Annotated in this window: 9 protein-coding genes and 1 other RNA gene; 7 read left to right on the top strand and 3 right to left on the bottom strand. The window is 62.8% G+C overall.

Annotation, left to right across the window (positions count from 1 at the left end):
* The first annotated feature begins 3 nt into the window (after window positions 1-3).
* The 4 genes from PTE30175_RS26635 (at window position 4) to PTE30175_RS26650 (ending at window position 4718) form a co-directional block, all read left to right on the top strand.
* Window positions 4-1065: a microcin C ABC transporter permease YejB gene (locus PTE30175_RS26635; protein ID WP_150700082.1), complete on the top strand. Its 1062-nt coding sequence runs from the start codon at window positions 4-6 to the stop codon at window positions 1063-1065.
* Window position 1066: 1 nt separating this feature from the next.
* Window positions 1067-2188, top strand: coding sequence for an ABC transporter permease (locus PTE30175_RS26640; protein WP_420819683.1), 1122 nt, complete (start codon window positions 1067-1069; stop codon window positions 2186-2188).
* Window positions 2185-3780: an ABC transporter ATP-binding protein gene (locus tag PTE30175_RS26645; protein ID WP_150700084.1), complete on the top strand. Its 1596-nt coding sequence runs from the start codon at window positions 2185-2187 to the stop codon at window positions 3778-3780. The genes PTE30175_RS26640 and PTE30175_RS26645 overlap by 4 nt, the downstream gene beginning before the upstream one ends.
* Window positions 3781-4025: 245 nt before the next feature.
* Complete coding sequence (locus tag PTE30175_RS26650) at window positions 4026-4718, top strand: C40 family peptidase (RefSeq protein WP_224788991.1); 693 nt, start codon at window positions 4026-4028, stop codon at window positions 4716-4718.
* Between the two features lie 98 nt (window positions 4719-4816).
* On the opposite strand, the gene PTE30175_RS26655 is transcribed toward PTE30175_RS26650, so the two are convergent.
* Window positions 4817-5800, bottom strand: coding sequence for a patatin-like phospholipase family protein (locus PTE30175_RS26655; protein WP_224788992.1), 984 nt, complete (start codon window positions 5798-5800; stop codon window positions 4817-4819).
* A gap of 241 nt (window positions 5801-6041) precedes the next feature.
* On the opposite strand from PTE30175_RS26655, the gene PTE30175_RS26660 reads away from it, so the two are divergent.
* Window positions 6042-7109, top strand: coding sequence for a Fe(3+) ABC transporter substrate-binding protein (locus tag PTE30175_RS26660; RefSeq protein WP_420819684.1), 1068 nt, complete (start codon window positions 6042-6044; stop codon window positions 7107-7109).
* A gap of 156 nt (window positions 7110-7265) precedes the next feature.
* Here the strand turns inward: PTE30175_RS26660 and rho are convergent, their stop codons facing one another.
* Window positions 7266-8528: a transcription termination factor Rho gene (gene rho, locus PTE30175_RS26665; protein WP_150700086.1), complete on the bottom strand. Its 1263-nt coding sequence runs from the start codon at window positions 8526-8528 to the stop codon at window positions 7266-7268.
* A gap of 170 nt (window positions 8529-8698) precedes the next feature.
* Window positions 8699-9025, bottom strand: coding sequence for a thioredoxin TrxA (gene trxA / locus PTE30175_RS26670; protein WP_150700087.1), 327 nt, complete (start codon window positions 9023-9025; stop codon window positions 8699-8701).
* Between the two features lie 332 nt (window positions 9026-9357).
* Between trxA and ffs the strand changes: the two genes are divergently transcribed.
* Window positions 9358-9456: signal recognition particle sRNA small type (gene ffs, locus PTE30175_RS26675), an RNA gene on the top strand.
* 285 nt (window positions 9457-9741) lie between these two features.
* Window positions 9742-10944: DNA polymerase III subunit gamma/tau (gene dnaX / locus PTE30175_RS26680; protein WP_150700088.1), on the top strand; the 1203-nt coding region annotated here is incomplete at its 3' end.

Genomic DNA, 10944 nt, shown 5'->3' on the forward strand with positions numbered 1-10944 from the left:
GCCATGTGGGCCTACATTCTCAAACGCCTGCTCATCATGATTCCGACGCTGCTCGGCGTCATCACGCTGACGTTCGTGGTCATCCAGTTTGTCCCCGGTGGTCCCGTTGAGCAGTTGGTGCTCGAACTCAAGGGGCGTGGCGCAGGCGGCGGGGGCGGCGGCGAGGCGAGCGGCGGAGGCGGCGACTATCGCGGCCGGCGCGGCGTCGATGCGCAGCAGCTCGAGCAGATCAAGGCGCTCTACGGGTTCGACAAGTCGCCGCTGGAGCGCTACTGGCTCATGCTCAAGCGCTTCGCGCGCTTCGACCTTGGTCAAAGCTACTTTCATCATCAGAGCGTGTGGTCGCTGATCGTCTCGAAGCTGCCGGTGTCGATCTCTATCGGGCTATGGACTTTCTTCCTGACGTATCTGATATCGGTGCCGTTGGGCATCGCCAAGGCGGTGCGCAACGGCTCGCGTTTCGACGCCGTATCGAGTCTGGTCGTGCTGGTCGGCTACGCCATCCCGGGTTTTGTGCTGGGCGTGTTGATGCTGGTGCTGTTCGGCGGCGGTACGTTCTGGCAACTGTTTCCGTTGCGCGAGTTGACGTCGGACAATTGGGCCGATCTGAGCTGGCCCGGGAAAATCCTCGACTACCTGTGGCACATCACGTTGCCGGTGACGGCATCGGTCGTCGGCAGCTTCGCGGTCGTGACGATGCTGACGAAAAACGCCTTCCTTGACGAGATCCGCAAGCAGTATGTGCTGACGGCGCGCGCCAAGGGTTTGTCCGAGCGCAAGGTGCTCTTCAAACACATCTTCCGCAACGCGCTGATTCCGCTTGTCACCGGATTTCCTGCGGCGTTTGTGGGCGCGTTCTTTGCGGGCAGTCTGCTCATCGAGACGCTGTTCTCGCTCGACGGCCTCGGCCGCCTCTCGTATGAATCGGTCCTGCGCCGCGACTATCCCGTGGTGCTCGGCTCCCTGTACCTGTTCACGTTGATCGGCCTGGTGACGAAACTCGTTTCGGACCTGTGCTACGTGCTGGTCGACCCGCGCATTCAATTCGAACGACTGGAGCATTGATTTGGCCCGCTCGCCCCTCTCCACGACGGCCGCAGATCGCTTGCCATCGACGTCCGCGTCCGCCGGCGCGCGGCGCGCGATGTCGCCGGGCCGCCGCACCTGGCGGCGCTTCCGTCAGAACAAGCTCGGCTACTGGAGCCTTGTCGCGTTCGTCGTCGTATTCGGCATCAGCCTCTTTGCCGAACTGATTGCCAACGATAAGCCCTGGGTGGTGCGTTACGACGGACATTGGTATTTCCCGCTTGTGAAGACGTATCCAGAATCGGTCTTCGGCGGTGATTTCCCGACGCAGGCGGATTATCTCGACCCGTTCATCGAGAAACGCATCCGTGAAGGCGACAACTTCGCGATTTATCCGCCGGTGCGCTATCACTACGACACGATCAACTACTTCGCGAAGTCGCCCAACCCGGCGCCGCCGTCGGCCGATAACTGGCTCGGCACCGACGACCGCGGCCGCGATGTGTTCTCGCGGCTGCTATACGGCTTCCGTCTGTCGGTCATCTTCGCGCTGGCGCTTACCATCACCGGCACGCTGCTGGGCATGCTGGCGGGCGCGGTGCAGGGTTTCTTCGGCGGGCGCATCGATCTTGTCGCGCAACGCCTGATCGAGATCTGGGGATCGTTGCCGGAGCTGTACCTGCTGATCATCTTCGCGTCGATCTTCGAGCCGAGCCTGTGGCTGTTGTTCCTGCTGCTGTCGCTGTTCGGATGGATCGGGCTGTCGGACTACGTGCGCGCGGAGTTCCTGCGCAACCGTCAGCTCGATTACGTGCGCGCCGCGCGGGCAATGGGCCTGTCGAACTGGCAGATCATCCGCCGGCACGTGTTGCCGAACAGCATGACGCCGGTCATCACGTTCCTGCCATTCCGCATGAGCGGCGCGATTCTCGCGTTGACGAGTCTCGATTTTCTGGGCCTGGGGGTGCCGCCGCCGACGCCGAGCCTCGGGGAGCTGCTCGCGCAAGGCAAGGCCAATCTCGACGCCTGGTGGATCTCGCTGGCGACGTTCGCCGTGCTGGTCATCTCGCTTTTGCTGCTGACGTTCATGGGCGATGCCCTGCGTAACGCGCTCGATACACGCATCGCGGATCGCCAGGCCGCGGGGGGAGGGGTGCTATGAGCGAACCGCTGTTGCAGCTCGACCAATTGTCGGTGCGATTTGGCGACACCGAGGCCGTGCGCGATGTGTCGCTTGCGATTTCGCGCGGCGAACGCGTCGCGCTGGTCGGCGAATCGGGCTCGGGCAAGAGCGTGACCGCCCTCGCGATCTTGCGGCTGTTGCAGGACGCGGAGATTCGTGGCCGCGTCCTGTTCGACGGCCGCGATCTTGCGACGTTGTCCGAGCGTCACATGCGGGGCCTGCGCGGCAACGACATCGCGATGATCTTCCAGGAGCCGATGACGGCGCTCAATCCGCTCTACACCATCGGTGAGCAGATCGCCGAAACGTTGGCGCTGCACGACGGGCTGGATGCGAAAGCGGCCAACGCGCAGGCGGTCGAACTGCTGCGCCGAACGGGCATCCCGGAGCCGGAGCGACGTGTGGCGCATTTCCCGCATGAGCTGTCGGGCGGTCAGCGTCAGCGCGCGATGATCGCAATGGCGCTCGCGTGCCGGCCGAAACTGCTGTTGGCGGACGAACCCACGACCGCGCTCGACGTCACGATCCGCGCGCAGATCATCGAACTGCTGCTCGAGCTGCAGCGCGACGAAGCGGCGCGGCACGGCATGGCCGTGCTGCTCATCACCCACGATTTGAATCTGGTGCGGCGCTTCGCGCAGCGCGTGGCGGTGATGGAGCGCGGCGTGCTGGTCGAGTTTTCCGACACGGAGACGTTATTCGCGAATCCGCAGCATCCGTATACGCGGCGGCTGATCGACAGCCGTCCGCAGCGCGAGGTGCAGCCGGTAATGCCGATCGCACCGGTGCTGCTCGAAGCCCGCGGCGTGGCGGTCGATTATCCGGTCGCCGGCGGCGGCATCAAAAGCTGGTTCAAGCGGGGAAGGTTCCGTGCCGTGCATCCGGTCGACCTGGCGCTGAAACAGGGGGAGACGCTCGGCGTCGTCGGCGAGTCGGGGTCGGGCAAGACAACACTAGCCATGGCCCTGCTGGGGCTGCAACGCGCAACCGAGGGCGAGATCGAGTTCCACGGCGAGCCGCTGGCGCAATTTCGTGGAAAGGCGAGGCGTACCTTGCGCTCGCGTATGCAGATCGTATTTCAGGACCCCTTCGGCTCGCTGTCGCCGCGCATGACGATCGAGGCGATCGTCGGCGAGGGACTGGCGCTGCATCGTCCGCAGCTCGATGCCGATGCGCGCCGCGCCCGGGTCGTCGATGTCCTGCGCGAAGTCGGTATCGACGCCCGCGTGTTGCACCGCTACCCGCATGAGTTCTCGGGCGGTCAGCGGCAGCGTATCGCGATTGCGCGCGCGCTCGTCGTCGACCCGCAGATTCTGGTGCTCGACGAACCCACCAGCGCGCTCGACGTGTCGATCCAGCAGCAGGTCCTTCATCTGCTGGCGCAATTGCAGATCAAATACAACCTGAGTTATCTGTTCATCAGTCACGACCTCGCCGTCATGCGCGCCATGGCGCACCGGGTGCTGGTGTTCAAGGATGGGCATCTCGTCGAGGCAGGCGATACGGAATCGGTATTGTTCGCACCTCAGCATGCGTATACGCGTGAGTTGTTGGCGGCAGCCATGTTATGACCCGTCCCGGGTCCTCCGGGGCGATCTTCGCGTGAAATGACGCGTCCATGAATCTGCGCGCATCTCCGGGTATCGTCGGCCAAATCGCAAGCGCTTGATTGCTAATGAAAATTTTCTCGTTGCGCTGATTGTTTTTTTCTATTACCTTTTGACATCACGTGACGTTCACATTACTATCGCGTACCAATTCGGTTGATTTATCAACGAGTTAACTTTATCGGTTTCTCTCACTGACACGGCGACCAATGCAGACGAATTCCCCGCGCAACCGCAGGTCTCTCCTTATCGCGATTACCGCAGCAGGCCTGTTTGCCGGTTCGATGTCTGCCCACGCCGTGGACGACCCGTACAACGTCAGCCCGGCGGCCATGGCCCGTGCCAACAACACGGGCGGCGCCCAGCCGGTCGCTGCGCAGGCGGTTGTCGCCGCGCAAGGCGCCCCGGTTGCGGCGCCGGAGTCGCGTGTGCAAGCCGCGCAGAAGCTGCTCTCGAACGTGACCGACAAGGCCAGCGATGTCGTGCTCAACGCCTTGCAGTTCATTGGCGTGCGCTACAGCTACGGCGGCAATACGCCGGACAGCGGCCTCGATTGCAGCGGCTTCGTGCGTTACGTTTTCCAGAATACCGCCAGCATGATGTTGCCGCGCCGCTCGGAAGAAATGAGTCGCGTCGGCGAACGCATCGCCAAGGATGACCTCAAGCCGGGCGATCTCGTGTTCTTCAACACGATGCGCCGCAGCTTTTCGCATGTCGGCATCTATATCGGCGGCGACAAGTTCGTGCACGCGCCTTCCACCGGCGGCAAAATCCGCGTCGAAGACCTGCGTCAATCCTATTGGACCGCCCGCTACAACGGTGCCCGCCGCGTCGAATCGCTGGCCGGCAACCCCGAGCTGAGCCGCGTCGAAACACTGTTCAAGCAAGACCGCCCGATGTAAGGCGGTTGCCGCCGGATCCGGTCCGGCAGGCCATAAAAAATGCCGTCCCTCGAGACGGCATTTTTTATGGCGGTACGACGCTTGGCCCTGAGCTGACCTTACCGGCTCGCCTGGGTCCCCTGCGCGCCCGGCGCCTGCGCTTCGGCGATCTTGTGCTGGATTTGCGGCCAGAGACGGCTGACGGCTTCCTCGCCGGCCAGGATGGCCTGGTTGCGCGACTGGAAGTCGGCCGCGCCCATGGCGTTCAAGGCGGGGCGGATCACGACGTCGGCATTCTTCTCCAGTTCATATTGCTTGATCGATTGCCCCATGATCGAGAAGGTCTGGAGCAGGATGTCGAATTGCCCCTGCGTCGCTTGCGTGGCGGGATTGGCCGAAATATCGACGGCAATGACGAAGTCGGCGCCCATCTGGCGCGCATACTCGGCCGGCACCGGGGCGACGAGGCCGCCGTCCACATAATCGCGGTTACCGATACGCACCGGTTCGAACACGGTCGGCACGCTGCTTGAGGCGCGCACTGCCATGCCGGTATTGCCCCGGCGAAACAGGATCGGCTGGCCGCTCTGCAGATCGGTCGCTACGATGCCCAGGGGCTTGGCCATCTGTTCAATCGCGCGGCCCTTCAGTACCTTGTTGACGTATGACTGCAGCGCTTCGCCGCGCAGCATGCCGCGCGAGCGGAAGGGCATGGCCCAGTCGCTGATCGACGCTTCATCCATCGTTACGGCCAGGCGATTGAGCTCGAACCCGTTCAGCCCCGACGCGTAGAGCGCGCCGACCACGCTGCCGGCGCTCGTGCCGACCACCAGATCGGGATGGATGCCGCGCGCTTCGAGCGCCTTGATCACGCCGATGTGCGCAAAACCGCGTGCGGCGCCGCCACCCAGCGCCAGGCCGATTTTCAGGGGGCGCACGGCCTTCGGCGTGCCCGGTGCCGGGGTCGCTGACGGATTGGCGTCCGTGACCGGCGGGACGGCCGACGTAGCGGAATTGACAATGGGAGCGGTCGGCGTGCTGGCGCAACCGGCGAGGATGGCGCAGGCGGTCAATACCGCAGCCAGGGGGCGAACTAACGACAAGACTTTCTCTCCACATGCGAGGGCGCAAGCGCGCAATTCTACGCCATAGGGCCTGGCCCCAGGGCCGATGACATTCGAGTGTGCATTCGACACCGCACGGTCTCGCACCGTTCCATCGCGTACGCATTACCGACTGCAACTCGGTAATTAGCATCTTAATCAATAATGAGAATCGTTTGCATTTAAGGATTGCTTTCATTATGCTGATGGCTCCGAATTGTCATCCTGGAAGCAAAAGCCCATGAATCGACCTATCCATCACCTTGTGAAGCGACCGCTGAAGCGTCCGATGCTCAAGCTTGCCGTGCTGCTTGGCGCCTTTGGTGTGACAGTGGCGGCCCAAGCCGACCTGAACGTCTACTCGGCGCGTCATTATCAGACGGACGAGCAGCTGTACGGCAATTTCACCAAGCAAACGGGTATCAAGATCAATCGCATCGAGGCTGACGACGCGGCGCTGCTCGAGCGTCTGAAGAGCGAGGGTGCGAAGAGCCCGGCCGACGTGATCCTGATGGTCGACGCGGCCCGTCTGGCCAAGGCCGACGAGGCTGGCCTGTTCCAGCCGGTCAAGTCGGCCGTGCTCGACGCGCGCATTCCGGCCAAGCTGCATGCGGCCAGCGGTGCGAACGGCACTGATTGGTTCGGATTTTCGACGCGCGCGCGGGTCATTGTCTATAACAAGGACAAGATCGATCCGAAAACGGTGCAGACATACGAGTCGCTCGCCGATCCGAAGCTGAAGGGGCAAGTGTGCACGCGTTCGGGCTCGCACCCGTACATGCTGTCGCTCGTGGGGGCTTTGATTGCGCGCAACGGGGAAGCGGCGACGACGCAGTGGGCGCAGGGCGTGGTAGCCAACATGGCGCGTACCCCGCGCGGCGGCGACAGCGACCAGATCAAGGCGGTCGGCACGGGCGAGTGCGGCGTGGCCTTGGCCAATACCTACTACTACGTGCGCATGGCGCGCTCCGAGAAGCCTGAAGACAAGGCCGTGATGGCGAAGGTCGGCTTCATCTGGCCGGATCAGGCCGGCAAGGGCACCCACGTCAACGTGGCAGGCGCCGGCGTGGCCAGGCATGCGCCGAACCGCGACGCGGCCGTCAAGTTCCTGGAGTATCTGTCGAGCGACCAGGCGCAAGCCTACTTCGCGAACGGCAACAACGAATGGCCGGCCGTTGCGACCGCCAAGGTCGAAAATCCGGTGCTCGCTTCGCTGGGTGATTTCAAGGCGGAGACCGTGCCGATCGGCACGATTGCGAAGCATCTGCCGGAAGCGCAGAAGATTCTCGACCGGGCGGGCTACAAGTAAGCCGGGTAAGCCGAGGGGCGAGGGCGCCGCCCACGGGCGATCTGATGTGCGGGGGGGGGCGCCCGCCACGCTTCGTGTAACGCAGCGCAGAAGTCAAAAAGCCGGTCGATTCGACCGGCTTTTTGTTGCCTTGAGGGCGCGAGACTCCGGGCGAACTTAACCGCCGCGGCGCATCATGTCGAAGAACTCGGCATTGTTCTTCGTCTGCTTGACCTTGCCCAGCAGGAATTCCATGGCTTCGGCCTCGTCCATGTCGTAAATGAGCTTGCGCAGTACCCAGATCTTTTGCAGGATCTCGGGCTTGATCAGCAACTCTTCGCGGCGCGTGCCGGACTTGTTGAGGTTGATCGACGGATAGACGCGCTTCTCGGCCAGACGGCGCTCGAGGTGCACTTCCATGTTGCCGGTACCCTTGAATTCTTCGTAGATGACGTCGTCCATGCGGCTGCCGGTTTCGATCAGCGCGGTGGCGATGATCGTGAGCGAACCGCCTTCCTCGACGTTACGCGCGGCGCCGAAGAAGCGCTTCGGGCGCTGCAGTGCGTTCGCATCCACACCGCCCGTCAGCACCTTGCCCGATGCCGGGATGACGGTGTTGTAGGCGCGGGCCAGGCGCGTGATCGAGTCGAGCAGGATCACCACGTCTTCCTTCATTTCGATCAGGCGCTTGGCCTTTTCGATCACCATTTCGGCGACCTGCACGTGACGCGTGGCGGGTTCGTCGAACGTCGAAGCAATGACTTCGCCGCGCACGGAGCGCTGCATTTCCGTCACTTCTTCCGGGCGTTCGTCGATCAGCAGCACGAACAGCTTGGCTTCCGGATGGTTGGCAGTGATGGCGTGGGCGATGTGCTGCAACATCACGGTCTTGCCGGACTTCGGCGAAGCGACGAGCAGACCGCGCTGGCCCTTGCCGATTGGCGCGATCATGTCGATGACGCGGCCGGTAACGTTCTCTTCGCCGCGAATGTCGCGCTCGAGCAGCAGCGGCTTGTTCGGGTGCAGCGGCGTGAGGTTCTCGAACATGATCTTATGTTTCGAGGCCTCGGGCGGATGGCCGTTGACTTTGTCGACCTTCACCAGCGCGAAGTAACGTTCGCCGTCCTTCGGCGTGCGCACTTCCCCTTCGATGGTGTCGCCGGTGTGCAGATTGAAGCGGCGGATCTGCGACGGACTGATGTAGATGTCGTCCGTGCTGGCCAGATATGACGTTTCGGGCGAGCGCAGGAATCCGAAGCCGTCGGGCAGCACTTCGAGGGTGCCGTCACCGAAAATCGTCTCGCCGGTCTTGGCGCGCTTCTTCAGAATCGCAAACATCAACTCCTGCTTGCGCATGCGATTCGCGTTCTCGATTTCGAGACCGCTCGCCATTTCCAGTAATTCGGAGACGTGCTGGGACTTCAGTTCGGATAAATGCATACGGAGATGCCGTCGGAACGACGACAAGTGAATGACCAGGGAAAAAGTGAGCGAACGCTCGAAGAACTTTTTGAATCGTTTGGGCGGATTATATAGCATGCAGCGCGTCGCGCAAGCGTTGCCGCACGCGCTGCATGCCAGGCTGTCGCGCGAGGGCGACAGCGGACAGCTTACAGATTGCCGTCGAGGAACGCGGTCAGTTGCGATTTCGACAGCGCCCCGACCTTCTGGGCAGCCACGGCGCCGTTCTTGAACAGGATCAGCGTCGGGATGCCGCGGATGCCGAACTTGCTCGGCGTCTGCTGATTGTCGTCGACGTTGAGCTTGGCGATCTGCAGCTTGTCGCCGTATTCGGTGGCAACTTCTTCGAGGATCGGCGCAATCATCTTGCACGGACCGCACCATTCGGCCCAGAAGTCGAGCAGCACCGGCTTGTCGGACTTCAGCACGTCCTGTTCGAAGGACCCGTCGGAAATATGTTTGATCTGTTCACTCATGGATAAAACGCCTCGTCTGGCTATTCGGAAACGCTTCGGCGGAACGGATGTCCGCTTCCGCGCTGGAGATGTGCTCGCGGCCGCAACCGTCGAATCCATTCTCCATATGGAGGCTGCCGCGCCGATCTCAAGCCGTCTGAAGCGAGGGACCGTGCCGCAGTTTCCGCCCATCTTAACGGAAATTGTCACAATGTGCGTGCAGCGCCCTTGCCGTTGACCGGGCTTTTCGCGACGTATTCCGTCGTTCTCGGGTCATTTTCACAAGTCGGATGAAGAATTTCCTTAACCATTGGGCTTCTGCTCGAAGCCCGACTCTGATAGAATCCTTCGGTGACGGGCCTCCTCGCATGGTGGCGCGGCCAATCTGGTCAGGTCGGGAACGAAGCAGCCACAACCGTTTTCTGCCAGTGCCGAGGGTCAGGCTCGTCACCCTCCCATTCTTTGTCGCAGTCGTGCCTCGCGCACCTCGCCCGCTTCCTCTATCGTTTCCCCCATCGTTTCCCGTTGTTCGCCGTTGCGCGCGGATCTGCGATTCGCCGTGGCATGCCTGCCGCGTTCACCGCGCCGATCGACACCCGCCGACCTATACCCTTGGTAGAATCGCGAAGCAATTTTTTCTATCGCGCCGATAGCCGCCGCCGGACATCCGTTCGGCAACGGCAATCGGGACGACCGCGGACGCGCCGGGAGCGCACGCCGAACTGTTACAATTTGGCATGACCTATCAAGTACTCGCGCGCAAATGGCGCCCTAAAGGTTTCTCGACCCTGGTTGGCCAGGAGCACGTGGTGCGCGCCCTTACGCACGCGCTCGAACAGCAGCGCCTGCATCATGCGTATCTGTTCACGGGCACACGCGGTGTCGGCAAGACCACGCTCTCGCGAATTCTGGCCAAGGCGCTCAATTGCGAGACCGGCATCACCGCCGAGCCGTGCGGCGTCTGCAAGGCATGCCGGGCAATCGATGAGGGGCGTTTTGTCGATTACGTCGAAATGGATGCCGCGTCGAACCGCGGCGTCGACGAAATGACCTCGCTGCTCGAGAAGGCGATCTATGCGCCGGCCGACGCACGCTTCAAGGTCTATATGATCGACGAAGTGCACATGCTCACCGGGCATGCCTTCAACGCGATGCTCAAGACGCTTGAAGAACCGCCCGCGCACGTCAAGTTCATTCTCGCGACGACCGATCCGCAGAAGATCCCGGTCACGGTCCTCTCGCGATGCCTCCAGTTCAACCTCAAGCAGATGCCGGCAGGGCACATCGTGTCGCACCTCACGCATATCCTGCAGGAGGAAGGCGTCGACAGCGAACCGCAGGCCTTGCGGCTGCTGGCCAAGGCGGCGGGCGGCAGCATGCGCGATGCCCTGTCGCTGACCGACCAGGCGATTGCCTACGCCGCGGGGCCGTTATCGGAAGCGGCCGTGCGTGGCATGCTGGGCGCGATCGATCAGAGCGTGCTGGTACGTTTGCTCGATGCCTTGGGCGACGGCAAGCGCGCCGAGTTGCTCGCGATTGCCGACGAGATGGCCGAGCGCAGTTTCTCGTTTGCGTCCGGCTTGCAGGATCTCGGCAGCCTGCTGCACAAGATCGCGCTCGCCCAGTTTTCGCCCGAAGCCGTTTCGGACGACTGGCCCGAAGCCGCGGACGTGCGGCGTCTGGCCGAAACGTTCTCGCCTGAAGCGGTCCAGCTTTATTATCAGATCGCCACGCGCGCGCGCAGCGAATTGGGGCTCGCTCCCGACGAATACACCGGTTTCTCGATGGCGCTGCTGCGCATGGCGGCATTTACACCGCTGCTCGCGGGCGGCGTGCTGGCGGAGCCGCCGGTTCCGCAGGGCGCCAACGCGCCCGGCGCGGCGCCCGTCACGTCGCCACGTCCGGCCTCTGCCATGACACCGCCGGCCGCGCGTGCGGCC

The organism is Pandoraea terrae (assembly GCF_902459695.1).
Taxonomy (GTDB): domain Bacteria; phylum Pseudomonadota; class Gammaproteobacteria; order Burkholderiales; family Burkholderiaceae; genus Pandoraea; species Pandoraea terrae.

What these genes read in the sequence shown, in the direction of transcription:
- PTE30175_RS26660 (WP_420819684.1), top strand. Translation starts at nt 6,042, where the DNA reads ATGAATCGACCTATCCATCACCTTGTGAAGCGACCGCTGAAGCGTCCG.
- PTE30175_RS26645 (WP_150700084.1), top strand. Translation starts at nt 2,185, where the DNA reads ATGAGCGAACCGCTGTTGCAGCTCGACCAATTGTCGGTGCGATTTGGC.
- PTE30175_RS26635 (WP_150700082.1), top strand. Translation starts at nt 4, where the DNA reads ATGTGGGCCTACATTCTCAAACGCCTGCTCATCATGATTCCGACGCTG.
- rho (WP_150700086.1), bottom strand. Translation starts at nt 8,528, where the DNA reads ATGCATTTATCCGAACTGAAGTCCCAGCACGTCTCCGAATTACTGGAA.
- PTE30175_RS26650 (WP_224788991.1), top strand. Translation starts at nt 4,026, where the DNA reads ATGCAGACGAATTCCCCGCGCAACCGCAGGTCTCTCCTTATCGCGATT.
- trxA (WP_150700087.1), bottom strand. Translation starts at nt 9,025, where the DNA reads ATGAGTGAACAGATCAAACATATTTCCGACGGGTCCTTCGAACAGGAC.